The 21,362-nt window shown below is 28.7% G+C and carries 18 protein-coding genes and 1 riboswitch; of the genes, 3 read left to right on the forward strand and 15 right to left on the reverse strand.

Annotated features, from left to right (window positions below; all coding sequences use genetic code 11):
- The first annotated feature begins 788 nt into the window (after positions 1–788).
- Both TVTCOM_RS18820 and TVTCOM_RS18825 read left to right on the forward strand, forming a co-directional pair.
- Complete coding sequence (locus TVTCOM_RS18820) at positions 789–959, forward strand: DUF362 domain-containing protein (RefSeq protein ID WP_434797770.1); 171 nt, start codon at positions 789–791, stop codon at positions 957–959.
- Between the two features lie 137 nt (positions 960–1,096).
- Positions 1,097–1,267, forward strand: coding sequence for a DUF362 domain-containing protein (locus tag TVTCOM_RS18825; protein ID WP_148489767.1), 171 nt, complete (start codon positions 1,097–1,099; stop codon positions 1,265–1,267).
- 63 nt (positions 1,268–1,330) lie between these two features.
- On the opposite strand, the gene TVTCOM_RS18830 is transcribed toward TVTCOM_RS18825, so the two are convergent.
- On the reverse strand, positions 1,331–1,960 hold the full coding sequence (locus TVTCOM_RS18830; protein WP_434797771.1) for a redox-sensing transcriptional repressor Rex: 630 nt from the start codon (positions 1,958–1,960) through the stop codon (positions 1,331–1,333).
- 117 nt (positions 1,961–2,077) lie between these two features.
- Here TVTCOM_RS18830 and abc-f point away from each other — a divergent pair, with 117 nt between their 5' ends.
- The gene (gene abc-f / locus TVTCOM_RS18835) at positions 2,078–3,991 is read left to right on the forward strand and encodes a ribosomal protection-like ABC-F family protein (RefSeq protein ID WP_434797772.1); all 1,914 of its coding nucleotides are present in this window, start codon (positions 2,078–2,080) and stop codon (positions 3,989–3,991) included.
- 93 nt (positions 3,992–4,084) lie between these two features.
- On the opposite strand, the gene TVTCOM_RS18840 is transcribed toward abc-f, so the two are convergent.
- The 14 genes from TVTCOM_RS18840 to recD2 all read right to left on the reverse strand — a co-directional run bounded on the left by TVTCOM_RS18840 (position 4,085) and on the right by recD2 (position 21,336).
- Entirely contained in the window at positions 4,085–4,237 is a 153-nt protein-coding gene (locus TVTCOM_RS18840; protein ID WP_434797773.1) for a hypothetical protein, read from the reverse strand.
- Positions 4,238–4,257: 20 nt separating this feature from the next.
- Entirely contained in the window at positions 4,258–5,274 is a 1,017-nt protein-coding gene (gene tsaD / locus TVTCOM_RS18845; protein ID WP_434797774.1) for a tRNA (adenosine(37)-N6)-threonylcarbamoyltransferase complex transferase subunit TsaD, read from the reverse strand.
- A 2-nt stretch (positions 5,275–5,276) separates the two neighbouring features.
- The gene (rimI, locus tag TVTCOM_RS18850) at positions 5,277–5,732 is read right to left on the reverse strand and encodes a ribosomal protein S18-alanine N-acetyltransferase (RefSeq protein ID WP_434797775.1); all 456 of its coding nucleotides are present in this window, start codon (positions 5,730–5,732) and stop codon (positions 5,277–5,279) included.
- The gene (tsaB, locus tag TVTCOM_RS18855; protein ID WP_434797776.1) at positions 5,722–6,438 is read right to left on the reverse strand and encodes a tRNA (adenosine(37)-N6)-threonylcarbamoyltransferase complex dimerization subunit type 1 TsaB; all 717 of its coding nucleotides are present in this window, start codon (positions 6,436–6,438) and stop codon (positions 5,722–5,724) included. The genes rimI and tsaB overlap by 11 nt, the downstream gene beginning before the upstream one ends.
- Positions 6,435–6,890 carry a tRNA (adenosine(37)-N6)-threonylcarbamoyltransferase complex ATPase subunit type 1 TsaE gene (gene tsaE / locus TVTCOM_RS18860; RefSeq protein ID WP_434797777.1) on the reverse strand — a complete coding sequence of 152 codons (456 nt, stop codon included), beginning with the start codon at positions 6,888–6,890 and terminating at the stop codon, positions 6,435–6,437. The genes tsaB and tsaE overlap by 4 nt, the downstream gene beginning before the upstream one ends.
- Before the next feature lie 209 nt (positions 6,891–7,099).
- Positions 7,100–7,708, reverse strand: a complete 609-nt coding sequence (locus tag TVTCOM_RS18865) for an ECF transporter S component (protein ID WP_434797778.1) — start codon at positions 7,706–7,708, stop codon at positions 7,100–7,102.
- 105 nt (positions 7,709–7,813) lie between these two features.
- Positions 7,814–7,933, reverse strand: a riboswitch (FMN riboswitch).
- 98 nt (positions 7,934–8,031) lie between these two features.
- The gene (locus TVTCOM_RS18870; protein WP_434797779.1) at positions 8,032–9,198 is read right to left on the reverse strand and encodes an amidohydrolase; all 1,167 of its coding nucleotides are present in this window, start codon (positions 9,196–9,198) and stop codon (positions 8,032–8,034) included.
- A 16-nt stretch (positions 9,199–9,214) separates the two neighbouring features.
- On the reverse strand, positions 9,215–11,359 hold the full coding sequence (locus TVTCOM_RS18875) for a Tex family protein (protein WP_434797780.1): 2,145 nt from the start codon (positions 11,357–11,359) through the stop codon (positions 9,215–9,217).
- A 63-nt stretch (positions 11,360–11,422) separates the two neighbouring features.
- Positions 11,423–12,533 (reverse strand): peptide chain release factor 2 gene (gene prfB / locus TVTCOM_RS18880; protein WP_434797781.1). Its coding sequence is split into 2 segments (ribosomal slippage): positions 11,423–12,457 and positions 12,459–12,533, totalling 1,110 coding nucleotides; the frame shifts between segments, so codons are not numbered across the junction.
- A 14-nt stretch (positions 12,534–12,547) separates the two neighbouring features.
- Positions 12,548–15,277 (reverse strand): preprotein translocase subunit SecA, encoded by a 2,730-nt coding sequence (gene secA, locus TVTCOM_RS18885; protein ID WP_434797782.1) that lies wholly within the window; start codon positions 15,275–15,277, stop codon positions 12,548–12,550.
- Positions 15,278–15,415: 138 nt separating this feature from the next.
- Positions 15,416–16,768, reverse strand: a complete 1,353-nt coding sequence (locus tag TVTCOM_RS18890; protein WP_434797783.1) for a DNA recombination protein RmuC — start codon at positions 16,766–16,768, stop codon at positions 15,416–15,418.
- A gap of 283 nt (positions 16,769–17,051) precedes the next feature.
- A complete protein-coding gene (gene hpf, locus TVTCOM_RS18895) occupies positions 17,052–17,588 on the reverse strand; it encodes a ribosome hibernation-promoting factor, HPF/YfiA family (RefSeq protein ID WP_434797784.1) in 537 nt (178 codons plus the stop codon).
- Between the two features lie 740 nt (positions 17,589–18,328).
- Positions 18,329–19,111: a ComF family protein gene (locus TVTCOM_RS18900; protein WP_434797785.1), complete on the reverse strand. Its 783-nt coding sequence runs from the start codon at positions 19,109–19,111 to the stop codon at positions 18,329–18,331.
- A gap of 2 nt (positions 19,112–19,113) precedes the next feature.
- Positions 19,114–21,336: an SF1B family DNA helicase RecD2 gene (gene recD2, locus TVTCOM_RS18905; RefSeq protein WP_434797786.1), complete on the reverse strand. Its 2,223-nt coding sequence runs from the start codon at positions 21,334–21,336 to the stop codon at positions 19,114–19,116.
- Between the last annotated feature and the right edge of the window lie 26 nt (positions 21,337–21,362).

Below are 21,362 nucleotides of genomic sequence, written 5' to 3' on the forward strand. Positions count from 1 at the left end.
GTTTAATTTATAATTGAATTTTTGTTTAATTTATGTTACATTTCACACTATTGTTTTTACTATTTTAAAGTTTAAAACTATAATTACTATTATTTCAAATATATTTATTTGTTAGATTCTTAATAAGAAGATTGTTAATTCTTACTCATCCATATGAAAATTTATATATAGTTATATTAATGTTATTTATAAGATATTTATGATTTTAGGAAAACCTTATCCACTATATTTTTTTATTTTACTTTAAATTTCATACTTTTACTTAATTTTTACTAAAGTAATTAAGTTTAATTAATATATTTAACCTAATAAATACTTAGTTAAATTTTATTCAATGTCTATATGTTTAACCTGCAATTTATTTTTCAATATTCAGACTATTTAAATTATATAATATAATAAAATTCACAATGTATATTTTTTATTTTTTATCGAAATTATGCATAAACTATATACATTTTTCATAATAACTATATCATTTATTTAATATTCCCTACAAATTACCTTTCATTTTATGTTTTAACAATATAAAAAACTCCAAAAAATTTTTAATTAAATTATAAAAAAATAAGTTTTAATTACAATTTAATTTGATTTTTATATAATTTATAGTTTTTGAATAATTTATTTTCGTGATCTTAAACTTATTTACTATCTATTTATCCCACTTATATAAACTCTTTAATTCTCTTTTCATTCTATTTTTGCAAGCCTAAGTTTCTGTTGTTATATTTGGTAAATTTTGCTATAATGAACTTAATTAAATAAGACAAAGGAGGGGTACTAAAATGGCTTATAAAATAACTGATGATTGTATAGCTTGTGGATCTTGTGCTGATGAGTGTCCAAATGATGCTATAATATCTGGGGACGATAAATACGAAATAAATGCAGACGAATGTTTAGATTGTGGTTCTTGTGTTGATGCATGTCCAAACGATGCTATAGTATCTGAATAACATCTACATAAAAACTATTCGAGATAATAAATTATCTCGAATAGTTTTTTTTATATAGTTTTCTCATTGTACTTTTTTATCAAATTTTGTTATAATGATATTGCATTATAATTTTACATAACAAGGAGGACCTATAAATGGCTTACAAAATAGGTGATGCTTGCATAAGCTGTGGTGCTTGTGCAGATGAATGTCCAGTAGAATGCATATCAGCTGGAGATGATATATATGTAATAAATCCAGATGAGTGTATCGAATGTGGTGCATGTAATAGTGTTTGTCCAGTGGAAGCTCCACAACAAGACTAATAAAAAAAGCTATTCAAATTATATAATAATTTGAATAGCTTTCTTTAATTTTTATCTTGTTTATTAAATATCATCTTTCATTAAATATGATAGTGTAAATAAACTTTCCGTTAAATTAACATTTTCTACTATTACATCTTTAGAAACATTTAAATCAATTGGGGCAAAGTTCCAAATTCCTTTCGCTCCTGCATTAACTAGTCTATCTGCTAATTGCTGAGCTCCATTCTTTGGCACACACAGAATTCCGATATCTATATTATTTTCTTTTACATATTCTTCTATAAAATCTGAATCTAATATTTCAAATTCTCTTATTTTTAACCCTATTACTTTAGGATTAGCATCAAATAACGCTTTTATCTCGAATCCTGCTTTTCTAAATCCTGCATAGTTTGCTATTGCTTGACCTAAGTTTCCCGCACCTATAAGTACAGCACTATATGACTTATCTAAACCTAAAATCTTTCCTATTTCAGTGTGTAAGTCTTCAATGTTGTACCCATATCCTTGTTGGCCAAATCCTCCAAAATTGTTCAAATCTTGTCTAATTTGCGAAGCAGTGAATCCAATTATATCACTTAACTCTTTAGAAGAGATTCTTTGTATATCCTTACTTAACAAATCTCCTAAATATCTATAATATTTAGGCAGTCTTCTTATAACGGCCATTGAAATATTCTTATTAGCCATTAGTTCACCCCCAGTATAATTGTTTAGTTATTATTATTTTTTGTGAATAGTATAACACTCTTGATTATATTATACCAAAACATTATAATTTTAGATAGTTCAAGGAGGTATAAATTTATGATTGTTTTATCGTGTAACAATTTGTATAAAAGTTTCGGAATAGATTCCATTTTAGAAAATATATGTTTTACAGTAAATGAAGGAGATAAAATCGGTATTATAGGTATAAATGGTACTGGTAAAACTACCTTAATGAAGATAATATCTGGAGAATATGGATACGATGAGGGAGATATATATACTTCTAAGGATTGTGAAATAGGATATTTACAACAAAATACTAACTTCCTTTCTAATAACACCATATTAGAAGAAGTTTTAGAGATTTTCAAACCATTAATAGATATGGAAAATTATTTAAGAGAGTTGGAGCATAAAATTTCTGAAGAAGGTAGCAAAAACAACTCTCCTACTTTAGAAAAACTTATGAATGATTACTCTCATGTTTTGGAAGATTTCGCTTCTAAAAATGGCTATGGATATAAATCTGAAGCAAAAGGCGTTCTTAAAGGCCTAGGTTTTAAAGATGAGGATATGGACAAACCTATAAATATTTTATCTGGTGGAGAAAAAACTAGGGTCCTTTTAGGTAAATTACTTCTTAAAAAACCTACTCTATTATTACTAGATGAACCTACAAACCACTTAGACTCCGAAGCGATAGAATGGCTAGAGTTCTTTCTTAAGCAATATAAAGGAACGGTTATGTTAATATCTCATGATAGATATTTCTTAGACCAGGTTGTTGATAGAGTATTTGAAATTCATAATAAGAAACTAAAAACTTATAATGGTAATTACTCTAAATTTGTAGAACTATCTAAAGTTGAAAAGGAACTTGAGTTAAAAAAATATGAAGATCAACAAAAAGATTTAAAGAAACAAGAAGAGTCTATTGAAAGATTGAAAGCGTATGGAAGGGAAAAGCATCTAAAGAGAGCACGTAGTAAGGAGAAAGCTTTAGATAAAATAGATGTTTTAGATAAACCTGAGGCATATAGAAAAAAAGCTAAAATTCAATTTAATCCTTCTATATCAAGTGGAAATGATGTTCTTCACGTTGAAGATTTATCCATGGCTTATGATGAGAGAGTTTTATTTAAAGGTGTAAACTTCGATATATATAGAGGTGAAAAAGTTGCACTTATAGGCCCTAACGGTATTGGTAAATCCACATTATTTAAAATAGTAATGAAAGAACTTACTCCTATTTGTGGCGATTTCAAACTTGGAACTAATGTTAATGTTTCTTACTTCCATCAGGAACAAAAAACTTTAAATTTGGATAATACTATTATTGATGAAATTTGGGATAGTAATGAAAAGTTAACTCAAACAGAAATAAGAAATATGTTAGGCTCTCTATTATTTGAAGATGAAGAAGTATTTAAAAAGATTTCTACTTTAAGTGGAGGGGAGCGAGCTAGGATAGCTATCCTTAAATTAATATTATCTAAGGCAAATTTCTTACTACTGGACGAGCCTACTAACCACTTAGATATAGATTCTAAAGAAGTTTTAGAAGAAGCCCTAGAAAATTATACAGGTACTATATTTACTATTTCTCATGATAGATATTTCTTAAACACTGTTGTAGATAAAATATTAGTTTTAGGTGAAAATGGCATAACTGAGTATCTGGGAAATTATGATTATTATATTAATAAAAAGAGAGAATCCGAAGAAATGTCTGCCATAGTTGAAGTTGAAGAAAAAACTAAAACTCAGTTAAAAGAAGAAAAAAGAAGAGAAAAAGAACAACGGGAAAAAGAAAAGAAAAATAAATATAAAATAAAAAATATTGAACAAGAAATAGAAGAGCTAGAAACTAAAATAGAAGAGCTAGATAATCTTCTATGCCAAGAGGAAGTTTATTCTAATCCAAATAAGTCTAAAGAAGTAAGCCAAGAAAAAAACACTTTCGAAGACAAACTTTCTTCACTATATGAAGCTTGGGAAGAATTAGTTTAAAAAATTCATAAGTCCTAAGCTCTTTTGAAGCAAAATATTGTATATTACTTTAAAATGTATTTTAACTAAAAAAGTCCCGAAAGGGACTTTTTTCTATTTTACAGCTACAATAACTGACATTTCTACTAATAATTGTTCTCTAGCCATTTTTGCTTCTACACAAGTTTGTCCACATAAGTAAATTGTATTATTAAATACAACTGCCTTACTCATTCTTCCATTTCCTTCAAATCTTTGTATGCTCATGCTAAAGTTTCTCCTGTAAATTAAATCGTATCTATTTTTAAATTTGGTACTGCATTTAGAGACATATCATCTCTCTTACCATTTATAAAATTATAATATCCTGCACAACCTATCATAGCTGCATTATCTGTACATAATGATAATGATGGGTATTTAATTTCTATATCATGTTCTTTCCCCATTCGAGAAATTTTCTCCCTAAGAGCCGAATTAGCTGCAACGCCTCCTGATAAAGCAATTGTTTTATAATTCTTTTCTAAAGCAGCTTTTATTGATTTTGTAGCAAGAACTTCCACAACAGCTTCTTGGAAAGATGCTGCCACATCTTCTACTACTATTTCTATGTTTTTCATTTTTTGCCCGTTTAAGTAGTTTAGCACTGATGATTTTAATCCACTAAAACTAAAATCATATGAATCATCTATATATGCTCTTGGAAAATCTATGGCCTTTTTATTTCCTAATTTAGCAAGTTTATCAATTATTGGTCCACCTGGATATCCTAAATTCATAGCTCTTGCTATTTTGTCAAAAGCTTCTCCAGAAGCATCATCTCTTGTTCTTCCAAGTATTTCATAACTATTGTAATCTTTTACTTCTACTAAGTGAGTATGACCTCCAGATACAACTAAAGTTATAAATGGCGGTTTTAAATCTTTATGTTCAATATAATTTGCACATATATGACCTTGCATATGATTAACACCTACAAGTGGTTTGTTTAAAGAAAATGCCAACGCTTTTGCATAAGAAAGTCCCACAAGTAAAGCTCCAACAAGTCCTGGTCCATATGTAACAGATATATGATCTATATCTTCTAATTTAATATTTGCTGTATCTATTGCTTCTTGGAATACAGCATCAATATTCTCTATATGTTTTCTAGAGGCTACCTCTGGTACAACCCCTCCAAATTTTTTATGCAATTCAATTTGAGTAGATACTATATTTGCTAATACTTCTCTACCATTTTTTAAGATAGCAACTGCTGTTTCATCGCAACTACTTTCCATAGATAATGTTATTATATCCTTCATTTTTACACCTCTTTTAGCTGGTTCCACATAATGATGGCATCTTCTTTGTTATCACTATAATATTCTTTTCTTATACCGCCCATTTTAAATCCATACTTTCTGTATAAATTTTGTGCTACTGAATTAGATGATCTAACCTCTAAAGTCATAGCTACTATATTATTTTCCTTACATAACGCAACCATTTCTTTTACAAGTTTATCTCCAATTTTTTTGCCTCTATAATCACTGTGAACTGCCACATTTGTAATATGACCTTCATCAACTACAAACCAAACACCCACGTATCCTACTATTTTATCATCTAACTGCGCAACTAAATATCTAGCTAAGTTATTTTTTAATTCTTTTTTTATTGATTCTTTTGACCAAGGATCTACGAAACAGTCTTCTTCTACTATATAAACCTCATCCACATCATCCATGGTCATTGATCTTATTATCATATTATTTTCCATCTCTTAACCTCTTTTGCTTTTCTTCATATTGTTCCTCTGCTTGAGATTTTCTGATATACATTGGATTTATGTCATAACAATTATGTACGTCTGTATTTTGTTCAAATTTATATTTTGCTACAGTACATAAACTGCTTGCTTTAGTTATGTTATTTGGTGGAGATGATATAGTAATATTTGATATTGCTTCTATTTTTTCTTTATATTTATAAACAGCTTCACCAACTATTACCCATTCTTCATTTGTAGCTGATAATTCTCCTAGTAAATCATCAATTGGCATTATACTTATTTCTTCTAACGCTTTATTTTTCTCTTCTTCAAATATGTATTTACAAGTATAAACTTGATTTCTCTGTGCATCTAGTATAGAACATATTTTTTTCTTACAAAAATCTATATTAGCACCTAGTATCTCTAGAGAATTTATACCTATTAAAGGAATATTATTTACATGCGCCATGGCTTTTGCTGTAGCCATTCCTATTCTAAGTCCTGTGAAAGAACCCGGACCTACACAAATACCTATGGCATCTATATCCTTAATTTCTATATCACTAAGTTTTAACATATTTTCTATCATAGGCATTAGTTTTTGTGAATGAGTTTTTTTAGTGTTTATAGTATATTCACAAATTAACTTATCATCTTCTAATACTGCCACATTAGCAGCCATGGTAGAAGTATCTATTCCTAGTATCTTCATTGTTTAGTCAACTCCTCAACTATTTCTTCGTATTTTTGTCCAAATGGTGTTAATATCATTTCTCTTCCATTTTCTTTATAATTTAATTCTATCTTTAAATAATCTTTTGGTAGTATGTCTTCAATTATATTTGCCCATTCAATTATACAAACGCCTTCTGAATCTATATATTCGTCAAATCCAATATCATACATTTCTTCACTACATCCAATTCTGTACACATCAAAATGATATAAAGGTAGTCGACCTTCATATTCATTTACTATAGTAAACGTTGGACTTGTAATATAATCATCTACTTCTAAAGATTTAGCTAAACTTTGTGTCATCGTAGTTTTTCCCGCTCCTAAATCTCCAATTAAACAAATCACACTACCTGGAAAAAGTAACTTACCTAGTTTTTCTCCAATCTCTCTTGTTTTCTCTTCTTTATCTAAAAAAATTGTTTTCATATATATCACCATAAAATCCTTTATTTCTTATAATTACTCTTTATATTATTGTCATATCAGTCCGTATTTTAGTCATCACTTTCTTGTGCAACTAGATATTATTATATAATAACCTTCATTTATAATAAAGGGGTTATATTTATATACTTGAATTCTAAGTTTAATAAATATAAAAAAAGAGCTAAAATAGCTCTTTTTTATTTTAAAACTTATTTACTAAGTATTTTTCCCATCTTTTTGAATAATGGTAGAGTAACTACTGTCATTATACCTGCTTTTAATATATTAAAAGGAGCAATCATCCATATTACAAAAGTCATTAAATCTGTAACTCTTGGATTTATTATAGTTCCCATTTGTATTATTACATCCATAGGCATACCATATACTGTTACATATAAAGGTATCATTATATAGTAGTTCATTACACATCCCATAATAGTCATAGCTACTATTCCAACTAATCCTCCAGCTAACACTCCTTTTGTAGTTTTTAGCTTTTTGTAAAATAAACATATAATTAGTACATAAGACCCACCTATTACTACATTTGCAAATTCTCCAACTCCTCCAGTAGTACTTGCTGTCATTCCTTGAAGTAAGTTTTTAACTATAACTATAGCAAGCCCTGCCATTGGTCCTAAAGACATTCCCCCAAATATTGCTGGTATATCAGATAAGTCTATTTTTAGAAATGATGGAAATATGGGTAGTGGCACTGATATGAACATAAGTACATAAGCTATTGCTGATAATACTCCCACCTTTGCTATAGTTTTTGCAGATGATAATCCTGGCTTTCTAACTGCATTTTGCATAATATAACCTCCAAATTTTAAATATTTTTCTGAAATTAAAAAAACTCGAAGAATTGTAACCTTCGAGTCTTATGAATATTCAAAACGGATTATGGTATATATCATAATTCTCTTCTCTCATCCAGACTGTACTGTCGGCTTTGGAATCTCACCAAATCATGCTACAAACGTAGCTCGCGGGCTATAACCGCCGGTAGGGAATTTCACCCTGCCCCGAAGATCTTCTGTTTTTTTAATTTCTTATTATATTATTATAATAATTAAATTAATACATTATGTCAACATAATATTTTAGATAATAAAATCCAATGCATGACTTCAATTTATTTACTTTTCTTATAAACCATTTTTCCATCTATTATTGTATATAATACATGACTATTTATCTCAAAAGGATTATTGTCCCAAATAACTATATCTGCATCTTTTCCAACTTCAATAGATCCAACTTTATCATCTATTCCTAATACTTTTGCTGGATTTATTGTTATGGCTTCCAATGCTTTTTCTGATTTCATTCCATGTTTTATTGCTATTCCTGCACATATAGGAAGGTATTGGATAGGAACTACTGGATGATCTGTCATTAGGCAAACATCCAATCCTGCATTAGAAAGAATTCCTGCTGTCTCAAAAGTTAAGTTACGTAGTTCTATTTTTGACCTTTCTGAAAGAGAAGGCCCTACTATCACTGGATATCCTTCCTCCACCAATTCTTCTACAACTAAATGTCCTTCTGTACAATGATCTAGCGTTAATCTCAAATTAAACTCTTTTGCAATTCTTATGGCAGTAAACATATCATCTGATCTATGAGCATGAGCTTTAAGTGGAATTTGTCTTTTTAATACTGGTATTAAACTTTCGTATTTTATATCATATTCTGGTTTGCTTTCATCATCTTCTTCTAACTCACATCTTTCAACTTCTTCTAAATATTCTTCTGCCTTTTTTAAATTTTCTCTAATTAAAGCTGCTATTGCCATTCTTGTTTGCGGAGTTTTATCGTCACTGCCATAAACACTTTTAGGATTTTCTCCAAAAGCAATTTTAGCTGCAACAGGATTTTTTATTACCATTTTATCTATAATTCTACCGAATGTTTTTATAGCTATACACTGACCACCCATTACATTGGCACTACCAGGCGTAGTACAAACTGCTGTTATTCCACCTTGAACGGCTTCTGTAAAGTTTCTATCCATTGGATTTATTCCATCAATGGGGTTTAAATGAGGAGTTACAGGATCTGTTTCTTCGTTACCATCAGCTCCCTCAGCTCCCATTCCATCTTCCCAAAGTCCTAAGTGCGTATGAGCATCTATAAAACCTGGTAATACTAAGCACTCTTTTGCATCTATTACTTGTGCATCTAAAGGTGCTACTATTTCATCCCCAATTTCTATTATTTTTTTATTATCTATAAGAATATTGCTATTTATTATTCCTTTAGTTACTGTATTAATTGTTCCATTTTTTATGAATATCACTTATTTTCCTCCATCATTAAAGCTTCATAGATAAGGCAACTCTTTGTTTATCCAAATCTATTCCTATTACTTTAACATCTATTATATCTCCAACAGAGCAAATTTCCATTGGATCTTTTACAAATTTATTACTCATTTGTGATTTATGAACTAAACCATCATTTTTTATTCCTATATCAACGAATACTCCGAAGTCTACAACATTTCTAACAGTTCCTTTTAATATCATACCTTCTTTTATATCTTCTATTTTCAATACATCTGTTCTAAGTATAGGCTTCATTCCATCTTCTTCTCTAGGGTCTCTACCTGGCTTTTTGATCTCTAAAATAATATCTTTTAAAGTTACTTCTCCAACCTCTAAATCTTTACTTAACTGTTTTAAGCCTATTCTTTCTAATCTTTCTTCTATATCATATATATTTTTATTTTTTACATCATCTAAAGAGTACCCTAAAATTTCTAACATTTTCTTGCAAATATCATAACTCTCTGGATGAACCCCCGTATTATCTAATGGATTTTTACCTTCTTCGATTCTCATAAATCCAGCACATTGAACAAAAGCTGAAGGCCCTAGTCTTTTTACTTTCTTAAGCTCTGTTCTTGATTTAAATGAACCATTTTCTTCTCTATAAGTAATTATATTTTTAGCTACAGCTTTACTTATTCCAGCTATATGTTCTAAAAGTGAATATGAAGCCGTGTTTAAGTCTAATCCAACTTTATTTACTGAATCTTCTACTACTCCATCTAAAACTTCTTTTAATCTCTTTTTATTTAAATCATGTTGATACTGTCCGACACCAATACTTTCTGGATCTATTTTTACAAGCTCTGCAAGAGGATCCTGAAGTCTTCTTCCTATAGATATAGCTCCTCTTATAGAAACATTTATATCTGGATGTTCCTCTGCTGCTAATTCAGATGCAGAGTAAATTGATGCTCCTGCTTCATTTACTATTATATATTGAGTATCTGCACCTAATTCTTTTATTAAATCAGATATAAGACTTTCTGATTCTCTTGAAGCTGTACCATTTCCTATGGCTATAACATCTATTTTATAAGTTTCTATTAATCGTTTTAATGTTTTCTTTGTTTGTTCCACCTTTCCTTGTGGTTTGTGCGGATATACTATAGCTTCATCTAAGAATTTTCCACTGGCATCAACTACTGCTATTTTACATCCATTAACGTATCCTGGATCAAATCCCATAACTACTTTTCCCTTTAGTGGTGGTTGTAATAAAAGATTCTTTATATTTTCACCAAATACGCTTATAGCTCTTTCTTGAGCTAATTCAGTTAAATGATTTCTAACTTCCCTTTCTATTGCTGGAAAGATTAATCTTTTGTAAGCATCTTCTATGGCTGCAACTAGTATTTCTTTATTTTTAAAATTATTTTTATTTACATATTGGTTTTCTATATATTTTAAGATTCTATCATTATCTATTTCTAATTTAACTTTTAAGAATTCTTCTTTTTCTCCTCTGTTTATTGCAAGCACCCTGTGAGAAGCCATATTACTTACTCTTTCACTAAAATCATAGTACATGTCGTAAACAGATTTTTCATCTTTAGTATTTTTAGTTACTATAACTCCATATTTTAAAGCATTTTCTCTTATATGCTTTCTCACTTCTGCATTATCAGAAACTATTTCTGCTATTATGTCATTTGCACCTTTAAGTGCATCTTCTAAAGATAAAACTTTTTTCTCTTCATCTATAAATTTTTCTGCTTCTGAATTTATGTCAACTATACTTTTTTCTAAAATTAATAAAGCTAAATCTTCTAAACCTTTTTCTTTTGCTATTGTTGCTCTTGTTCTCTTTTTTTGTTTGAAAGGAGCATATATATCTTCAACTTCTTGTAAAGTATTCGATTTAACTAAACTCTTTTCTATATCTTCTGTAAGCTTTCCTTGTTCATCTATTATTCTTTTTACGTCTTCTTTTCTAGATTGTAAGTTTTTTAAATAAGTTAATCTATCGTTAAATTGTCTTAGTATAACGTCACTCATTTCTCCTGTCATTTCTTTTCTGTATCTAGCAATGAAAGGTATTGTATTTCCTTCGTCTATAAGCTTAATAACATTGTTAATTTGTTCATCCCTTAGATTAAACTCTGATTTTAAAATTTCATTAATATTCAATTTGAACCTTCTTTCTAAAAATAAGGCTTAAGAATATTATTATTCTCAAGCCCTATGTTTTAATTATTTATTAATTTTGTTCATTTTTAAATACTCATTTATAAATAAATCTATATTTCCGTCTAGTACACTATCCACATTTCCCACTTCGCAGTTTGTTCTGTGATCTTTTACTAACTTATAGGGTTGAAAAACATAGGATCTTATTTGGCTTCCCCAGGTAATCTGAGAATACTTACCTTGTATATCTTCTATTCTTTCTTTTTGTTCTAATTCTTTAAGGTGAATTAATTTCCCTTTTAGCATTTTCATAGCTGTCTCTCTGTTTATTAACTGAGATCTTTCATTTTGACACTGAACTATTACTCCTGTAGGTAAATGTGTTATTCTCACTGCAGAGTCTGTGGTGTTTACATGTTGTCCTCCAGCACCAGAAGCTCTATAAGTATCAATTTTTAAATCTGATGGATTTAATTCAATGTCTATATCATCATCCAATTCTGGTGTAATATCCACTGAAACAAAAGATGTATGTCTTTTCCCTGACGTATCGTAAGGTGATATTCTTACAATTCTGTGAACACCTTTTTCACTTTTTAAATATCCATACGCATTTAAGCCTTCAATTAATAAAGTTACACTCTTAATTCCCGCTTCAGTATCTGGTAAATAATCTAAAGTTTTGATTTTAAACCCTTTATTATTTGCATATCTTGTGTACATTCTAAGGAGAATTTGTGCACAATCTTGAGCATCTAATCCACCAGTACCTGCATTAATAGATAATATAGCATTATTTTTGTCATATTCTCCATTTAAAAGAGTTTTTATTCTTACCTTATCTAATTCATTTTGAATACTTTGGATAGATGATTCTATTTCTTTTTCAATAGAATCATCATCCTCTTCCATTGCCATTTCTAGCAATATTTCTATTTCTTCTAATCCATTTTGTAAACTTTTATATTCTTCTATAGTGTCTTTTAACGATTTATTTTTTTGTAATATTTTTTGTGCTCTTTCATTATCATTCCAGAACTCTTGCTTTGCGATTTCTTCTTCCAATGACTGGACTTCTTTATTTAGGCCATCTATGTCAAAGAGAAACCCTCAAATCTTTTAAATTTGAAGACATTTGTTGTAACACTTGTCTATATTCTTGTTCATTTAGCATTGGAACCCTCCAAACTATTTTCCGCAACAATGTTTGAACTTCTTACCACTTCCACAAGGACAAGGCTCATTTCTTCCTACAGTTTTTTCTTTAACTACAGGAGATTTATCAGCTAAATCACTTGGTGATGATAAAGTATCAACATCTACTACTGATTTTCTTTCTTTTGGTTGTTGCTCTATAGTTATATTAAATAAATATCTTACTGTATCTTCTTGAATATGTTTAACCATATCGTCAAACATATCAAAACCTTCCATCTTGTATGCAATAACTGGATCTTGTTGTCCTAACGCACGAAGGCCTATACCTTGACGTAATTGATCCATAGCATCTATATGATCTATCCAGTGATTATCAACACATTGAAGGAGTATAATTCTTTCAACTTCTCTCATTCTTTCAGAGCCTATTAGTTCTTCTTTTTCTCTATACACATCATGAGCTATTTCATAAATTTTATCACTTAATTCTTGTGTATTTAATTCTTCTAGACCTTCTAAGTCTAAGCTACCTTTTGGCATAAATAGTCCATATAAATATGATTTTAAGTTTTCTAACTCTACGCCTTTATCTCCTACATAAGCAGTAACTGAAGAACTAATTATATCTTTTATCATACCTTGGATTTGTTCATTTATATCTTCGCCTTCTAACACTCTTCCTCTCTCATCATATATAACTTGTCTTTGTTTATTCATAACATCGTCATATTGAAGAACGTGCTTTCTTATACCGAAGTTTCTTCCTTCAACTTTCTTTTGAGCATTTTCTATAGATTTAGTTAACATTTTATGTTCAACTGGCATATCCTCTTCTAAACCTATTTTTTCTACTACACCTTGGATTCTTTCACTTCCGAATAATCTCATAAGTTCGTCATCTAATCCAATATAGAATCTTGAACTTCCTGGGTCACCTTGACGTCCAGAACGTCCTCTTAACTGGTTATCAATTCTTCTAGATTCATGTCTTTCTGTACCTATGATTGCTAAACCACCAGCTTTTCTAACTTCTTCTTGTTCTTGTTTCGCTTGTTCTTTATATTTTTCATATAAATCATCAAATGTATGCTTAGCTTTTGCTAATTCTTCATTTTCTTCTAATTCAATTTCTTCTATATGAGTATCTACTCTTTTTATTGCAGATTCAGTAAATCCTTGTCTCTTTAATTCTTTTTTAGTTAAGAATAATGGGTTACCACCTAACATAATATCCGTACCACGACCAGCCATGTTAGTGGCTATAGTAACAGCACCTAATCTACCAGCTTGAGCAACTATTTCTGCTTCTTTTTCGTGATTCTTAGCATTTAATACCTCATGCTTTATTCCTCTTTTTTTAAGGATTTGAGATAGTTTTTCTGATTTATCTATTGATACTGTACCAACTAATATTGGTTGTTGCTTTTTATTTCTTTCTAATATTTCATCAGCTATTGCATTAAATTTCCCATTTTCATTTTTGTAAACAACATCTGCTAAATCTTCTCTTTGAACTGGTTTATTTGTTGGAATTACAACAACGTCCATTTTGTAGATTGATTTAAATTCCTCTTCTTCAGTTTTAGCTGTACCAGTCATACCTGAAAGTTTCTTATACATTCTAAAGAAGTTTTGGAATGTTATTGTTGCAAGAGTCTTAGATTCTCTTTGTACATGTAAACCTTCTTTAGCTTCTATAGCTTGGTGTAAACCTTCTGAGTATCTTCTACCAAACATTAAACGTCCAGTAAACTCATCAACGATTATAATTTCTCCATCTTTAGCTACATAATCTACGTCTTTTTTCATTATTGCATGGGCTTTTAATGCTTGAGTTATATGATGATATAATTCTGTATGTTCTATATCAGTTATATTTTCAACATTAAAATAAACTTCAGCTTTCTTTATCCCTGATTCAGTTAAAGATGCAGCTTTTTGTTTTTCATCTATATCATAATCTCCGTCTGAGAAATGTGCTTCTTTTTCTTCTTTAGTTTTTTCTTGCTCTGTTTTGCTTGGAGCTTTTAATGTTAATACAAATGTATTTGCATCTGTATATAAGTGTGTAGATTTATCCCCAGGTCCTGATATTATAAGAGGAGTTCTAGCCTCATCTATTAATATAGAGTCAACCTCATCCACTATTGCATAGTTTAACTCTCTTTGAACTTTTTGTTCTTTATGAATAACCATGTTATCTTTTAAGTAATCAAATCCGTACTCATTATTAGTTCCGTATGTAATATCACAATTATATTGTTCTCTTCTTACTTCTGGAGTTTGTCCATGAACTATAACACCTACACTAAGCCCTAAAAATTCATAAACTTTACCCATATCTTCTTTATCACGTTTTGCTAAGTAATCATTTACTGTAACAACATGCACGCCTTTACCTTCAAGGGCATTTAAATACACTGGTGCTGAAGCAACTAAAGTTTTACCTTCACCAGTTTTCATTTCAGCTATTCTACCTTGATGAAGCACCATTCCACCTATAAGCTGAACATCATATTGTCTAAGTCCTAAAACTCTTTTTGATGCTTCTCTTACTACTGCAAAAGCTTCTGGTAATATATCATCTAATGTTTCGCCCTTTGATAATCTTTCTTTAAATTCGTTTGTCATATTTTTAAGTTCTTTGTCTCTCATAGACTCGAATCTTGGTTCCATATCATTGATTTTTTCAGCAATCTTTTGGAAATTTTTTAATTCTTTTTTATCTGCCATATTAAATAAATTATCTAAAAAACCCATTATATGCATCTCTCCTCATTGTATTATTATACTATTATACATTTTAACATAAAAATTAATGATTTAATATTAAATATTAACTTAATCATGTATAATCATACTTCCTTAGTATAGTTTTAACTACTCTTCAATATTTATTTAAAATTCATCATCTTTTGATGATGCTATGTATTCATAAGCTTGATCATGACTTAATTTTTCCACACTTTCTAGCTTTCTATTAATTTGTCTTGTTCTAGTTCCTACTAGTTTATCTATTTCTGAACTAGCTTGATTTAATTTACTTTGAGCAGCATTTAATACTGTTTCAAATTTAGAGAATTCTGTTTTAACTGCACCAAGTACTTTCCATACTTCGCTAGAGTGCCTTTCTATTGCTAAAGTTTTGAATCCCATTTGTAAACTATTTAAAAGCGCTATTAATGTTGTTGGTCCTGTTATATTAATTTTGAAATCTCTTTGTAAATCCTCTACTAACTGCTGACGTTTAATAACTTCTGCATATAAACCTTCTGTTGGTAAAAATAAAATACCAAACTCTGTAGTATTAGGTGGATCTATATACTTATCTCTAATATCCTTAGCTGATTTTTTGATAAACTTTTCTAATTCTTTAGAAGCACTATCTATTGAATTTTGATTTCCGTCTTCATAAGCATCTATTAGTTTATTGTAAATATCTAAAGGAAATTTTGCATCTAGAGGTAAATATATTGTATCTTTAATTTCGTCTTTTCCAGGAAGCTTTATTGCAAATTCTACAGTTTCTCTAGATCCTTTTTTAGTAATAACATTTTTAGCGTATTGCTCTGGTGCTAAAAATTGTTCTAATATACGTTCTAACTGAATTTCTCCCAATACGCCTCTTGTTTTAACATTTGAAAGTACCTTTTTTAAGTCTCCAACTCCAGTAGCTAAAGTTTGCATTTCCCCTAAACCTTTATAGACTTGTTCTAATCTATCATTAACCATTTTAAATGATTCGCCTAATCTTTTTTCTAGTGTATTTTGCAACTTCTCATCTACTGTTATTCTCATTTTTTCTAGATTATCTTCTGTTGACTTCGTTAACCTTGTGAATTTATCTTCAGTAACCTGTGTTAATTGATTTAACCTTTCATTTTGTAACTGAGCAAGATTGTCTAAACTTTTCATCATATTTTCATTAAAAGAATTTAATGTATTTTCCAAACTTTTTGAATTTATATCAAATTGATTTTGCTGAAGTGTAGATAGATTCATAATATGCCTTGATATAGATGATGTTAAACTATCTATAGAAACTTTCATTTCTTGTCTATTTTCTTGTTCGTTTCTTCTTGATTCTTCTCTATTTGTATAAAATTCTTGTCTAGATACTTTTTCCATACTATCAAATTTTTTTTCCATATCCTCACTAAATTTGCTTAAATTTACGTCCTTAGGCCTTGTACATATGAATATATTTATGATTAAAAGCACTATTACTATAATAAGTAATATTTCTGTCAAAATATCAGCTCCTTTTCTCCCCCTTATATTATGGTCTTTTATATTTGTTAAATTTTTCATTTCATATTTTATATGATAACAAAATATAGTTTTTTACTCAATAATATACATATTAATAGTATAAACCTTTATTTATTTTTCAAAACTTAAAGTTAATTTTACTTATACTTTTTAATAACATTAAGATTCTATTTTAATTTATTAAAATAAATATTTAACTCAATATAAAAAAGCTATCGATAAAATTATCGATAGCCTTGAATATTTTTAATAATTAATTATGCTATTCATGCTCTATTAAACCATAACCACCATCTTCACGTTTATATACTATAGATATTTCATCACTATCTATATTTCTAAACATATAGAATCCATGCTCTATTAATTCCATTTGTAATACTGCTTCTTCTGGACTCATTGGTTTCATATCGAATTTTTTACGTCTTTCTATTACTATATCTAAACTTTCATCATCTTCTTCTATTCCTTCATCAATTTGGAATCTAATACTTTCTTCCTTAGATTGATGTTTATCTTGTAGTTTATTTTTATATCTTCTTATTTGTTTTTTAAGTTTGTCATAAACAACATCAATGGCAGCATATAAATTTTCTTCACTATCTTCTGCTCTAATGATTGGTCCACTTATAGGGATAATTGTTACTTCTATTTTTTGAGCTGCTTTTTTTGCACTTACAGTTACTTTTACTTCAGTTTCTGGATTAAGATAACGTTCTAACTTTCCTAACTTATCTTCTATTGCAGTCTTGATTCCATCTGTAAGTTCTAATTTTTTTCCTGATATTATTATTTTCATAAGAACATCTCCCTTCACTTATGTAAAGCACATGTAATTTTATACTTTACCTTGTGTATTAGTATTTATGCTTTAATAAATATATTCTATATTAATTGTTTTTCTCCTTTTTTTTTATTGTTAACTTTTTATTTTTTTATATACTGTCGTAAAAAATAGTTTTATGTATTTTTTTATTTACTTTTATAATAATGTGGATTATTAATCAACACGTATTGTGGATAATGTTAATAACTTTGTTGATAACTTTAATAACTGTGTATATTATCTAATTGTAATACTTAATATTTATCCACATATGATAATTATGCATTGTTAGTTATTTAATTCATTAATCACAATTATCATTCTACTTTTATTGTCATCATGTTGATACATTTTACTTAATATAGATATATATTTCTATATTATGCAATTTTATTAATATCTATAAATATTTTTTAGAAACCATTTTCTTTTTTTGTAAAAAAAAAGTACCTAATAGGTACTTATTGTTTCAGCTGACCTGGTCTTTGACCCCACACTCGCCTACTGCAGCTTTCGCTCGGGTTTGCCTCACTACTAACCATCTCGATTTTAATACCGGTAGGTCTTACATCTAAGACGCACCATGATCATTAACCCAATTTTTAGTGTTAACTTACGTGGATCCTTTCGCCTGCGTCTGGCTTGGACTTGCAACCACAGACCTGAAACATATTACTATTTTAACGGCTTAAAACAATTCTGTCAATAGCATTTTATTCCTTTGCATATACATCTACACAAGTCGTAAGCAGTGTAAATATACATATATTATTTACAGAGTTTATTTTCAATACTTTTGATATTTCATTTGCTGTTGAGCCTGTAGTAAAAATATCATCTATTAATATTACATTCTTATTTTTAATAAGATTAATATTTTCTTTAACCTTAAAACCATTTTTTAATTCTTTTTCTCTATTTTCTTTATTTAATTTATATAACTTTTTTGTATTTTTTACTCTACCAACACAATCTAGTACAGGTATATCAATTAAGTCACTTAATTTATTAGCTATCTTTTCTGCTTGATTAAATCCTCTTTTCTTTAACCTTTTTTTATGTAAGGGCACAAATAATATATAATCAGCCTTTATATCTTCTAATAGAATTTTTTCTTTCATTAAGTAGGCTACGTATCTACATAAATAAGTTTTACTTTTATATTTAAAATCTAAAATTAATTTTTTACTTATATCATCGTATTCTATACATGCGATTGCCTTATCAAAGTAGAAAGTTTTATTATAACAATAGTTACAGTCAATTAAACTTTCTCTTTCCAAGTTTCTATTTACTATAGGTTTTCCACATTTACTACATCCATCTAAAATAAATTTTAACTCCTTAAAGCAACTTCTACAAAGAGAATAGGGGTTTTTTAGTTTTATAGGATTATCACAAATTATGCAAGTTATATTTCTAGGATAAATATAATTTATTGCAACTTTAATAGTTTCTTTTATATTATTTGGCATTAACTTTGATATAAGTTTCATTATTATTTACTTAACAGCCCTTCTTTTATAAATTTATTTAATTTATGTGATAAATTAGAGTATCTGTCATTTATTCTATTATTTTTAATCATCTGTTCTAAGTATTTAACATCACCAACTAATACCACAAGCTTTTTAGCTCTAGTAACTGCTGTATAAAGTAAATTACGACTTAGCAACATAGGTGGTGCCCAAACTATAGGTATAACTACTACAGGGAATTCACTTCCTTGGCTTTTATGAATTGTTGTACAAAAACTGTGATCAAGTTCATCTAATTCATCATATTTATAGGAAGCAATTTTTATCTTATCAAAAAGTACAAAAACAGTCTTCTTATCTTTATCTATATGAAATATATATCCAATATCTCCATTATATATACCTTCACCGCTATCGCTTTTATCCTCTGTTTCCCACTTTTTTGTATAGTTATTTCTAATTTGCATTACCTTGTCCCCTACCCTAAAAGTTCTTTTTGCAAACTGTTCTTCTTGTTTATACTTATTAGGTGGATTTAGATATTTTTGCAATTCTATATTTAGATTATTTACTCCCAAGTCGCCTTTTCTCATGGATGTTAATACTTGTATATCTTTTAATTTATCAAAATTATAAAACTTAGGAAGTCTTTCACTTACAAGTCCTATTATTTCATTTAAAATTTCTTCATTAGTATTTTTTCTTAGAAAGAAGAAATCTTTGTTTTTTACATTTAAAAATAGCGGCTCTCCATTGTTTATTTTATGAGCATTAACTACTATCATACTTTCTCTAGCTTGCCTAAATATTTCATTTAACCTTACAGTTTTTATTACATTAGAATCAATAATATCTTTTAGAACATTTCCTGCACCTACTGAAGGTAATTGATCACTATCTCCAACTAAAAGTAACCTTGTCCCTCGTTTTACCGCCTTTAAAAGATTATACATTAATATAATATCAACCATTGATGCTTCATCTAATATTATTACATCCGCATCTATTGGATCTTCTTCATCTTTAAAAAATACTAGTTCATCGCTATCTGTAGCAAATCCCATTTCTAGCAATCTATGAATAGTTTTAGCTTCTTTATTTGAAGTTTCACTCATTCTCTTAGCTGCCCTACCTGTTGGAGCACATAGCACTACTTTTTGATCGTTATTTTCAAATATTTGTATTATAGTATTTATAGTTGTAGTTTTCCCTGTACCAGGTCCACCTGTAATAATTATTACTCCATTATTTATAGCTTCTTTTACTGCTAAGACTTGATTATTTGCTAAACTTATTTCATCTTCTTTTTCAACAATTTTTATTTCTTCTTCTATATTAATATGTAAATCCTTCGTTTCATATTGAGATAGCTTTACTATTTCTTTGCATACACCATTTTCGCATATATAGTACATCATTAAATAAACGAGTACTTCTCCATTCATATTTTCTAAATGTACTTTTTGGTCATATGCTAAATCCATAATTCCATTTTCCACGTGTTTAGGTTCTACACCTAAGATTTTAACTGATTGCTCAATTAATATTCTTTTTGGTAAATATGTATGACCACTTCCTAAGCTTTGGTTTAAGGTAAATAAAATACCTTGCATGATTCTATCTGGAGAATATTTATCTATCCCTATTTTACTTGCAATATCATCAGCTATTCTAAATCCTATACCTCTTACTTCTTCTGCTAGCCTATACGGATTTTTATTTATCACTTCCAATGATTTATCTTTATATTTTTTATATATTCTTAAACAATAATTAGGAGTTATTCCATAAGGAGATAGTTGTATTATTATATTTCTAAGCTCTCTATTTTCTTCATAGCTTTCTTGGATTTGTTTAACTTTTTTCATACCTATTCCCTCTACTTCAGTTAATCTTTCTGGAGTATTTTGAATAATATCTAAAGTATCAACACCAAACTTATCTACTATTCTTTTAGCCATTTTTTCGCCTATTCCATGAATCATACCAGAAGATAGATAAACATAAATACCCTCAAGGGAAGATGGTGTAACCGGTATGAAACTTTGTACCTCAAATTGAGATCCATAAATTTTATGATTTACCCATTTTCCTTCTATTTCTATGCTTTCTCCTACAGATAAAGTTGGCATACAACCTACAATAGTTATTTCATCATTTTCATTGGCTAAAGAGGCTATGGTATAACCATTTTCTTCATTTTTAAAGACTATATCACTAACCATTCCTTGTAATTTTTCCATTTCAATTCTCCTAAAATCATTTATTA

It is taken from the genome of Terrisporobacter vanillatitrophus (genome assembly GCF_051148895.1).
Classification (GTDB): Bacteria; Bacillota; Clostridia; order Peptostreptococcales; family Peptostreptococcaceae; genus Terrisporobacter; species Terrisporobacter vanillatitrophus.

What these genes read in the sequence shown, in the direction of transcription:
- hpf (WP_434797784.1), bottom strand. Translation starts at nt 17,588, where the DNA reads ATGAAAATAATAATATCAGGAAAAAAATTAGAACTTACAGATGGAATC.
- TVTCOM_RS18820 (WP_434797770.1), top strand. Translation starts at nt 789, where the DNA reads ATGGCTTATAAAATAACTGATGATTGTATAGCTTGTGGATCTTGTGCT.
- TVTCOM_RS18825 (WP_148489767.1), top strand. Translation starts at nt 1,097, where the DNA reads ATGGCTTACAAAATAGGTGATGCTTGCATAAGCTGTGGTGCTTGTGCA.
- TVTCOM_RS18865 (WP_434797778.1), bottom strand. Translation starts at nt 7,708, where the DNA reads ATGCAAAATGCAGTTAGAAAGCCAGGATTATCATCTGCAAAAACTATA.
- tsaE (WP_434797777.1), bottom strand. Translation starts at nt 6,890, where the DNA reads ATGAAAACAATTTTTTTAGATAAAGAAGAGAAAACAAGAGAGATTGGA.
- secA (WP_434797782.1), bottom strand. Translation starts at nt 15,277, where the DNA reads ATGGGTTTTTTAGATAATTTATTTAATATGGCAGATAAAAAAGAATTA.
- rimI (WP_434797775.1), bottom strand. Translation starts at nt 5,732, where the DNA reads ATGGAAAATAATATGATAATAAGATCAATGACCATGGATGATGTGGAT.
- tsaD (WP_434797774.1), bottom strand. Translation starts at nt 5,274, where the DNA reads ATGAAGGATATAATAACATTATCTATGGAAAGTAGTTGCGATGAAACA.
- abc-f (WP_434797772.1), top strand. Translation starts at nt 2,078, where the DNA reads ATGATTGTTTTATCGTGTAACAATTTGTATAAAAGTTTCGGAATAGAT.
- TVTCOM_RS18900 (WP_434797785.1), bottom strand. Translation starts at nt 19,111, where the DNA reads ATGAAACTTATATCAAAGTTAATGCCAAATAATATAAAAGAAACTATT.
- recD2 (WP_434797786.1), bottom strand. Translation starts at nt 21,336, where the DNA reads ATGGAAAAATTACAAGGAATGGTTAGTGATATAGTCTTTAAAAATGAA.
- tsaB (WP_434797776.1), bottom strand. Translation starts at nt 6,438, where the DNA reads ATGAAGATACTAGGAATAGATACTTCTACCATGGCTGCTAATGTGGCA.
- TVTCOM_RS18840 (WP_434797773.1), bottom strand. Translation starts at nt 4,237, where the DNA reads ATGAGCATACAAAGATTTGAAGGAAATGGAAGAATGAGTAAGGCAGTT.
- TVTCOM_RS18830 (WP_434797771.1), bottom strand. Translation starts at nt 1,960, where the DNA reads ATGGCTAATAAGAATATTTCAATGGCCGTTATAAGAAGACTGCCTAAA.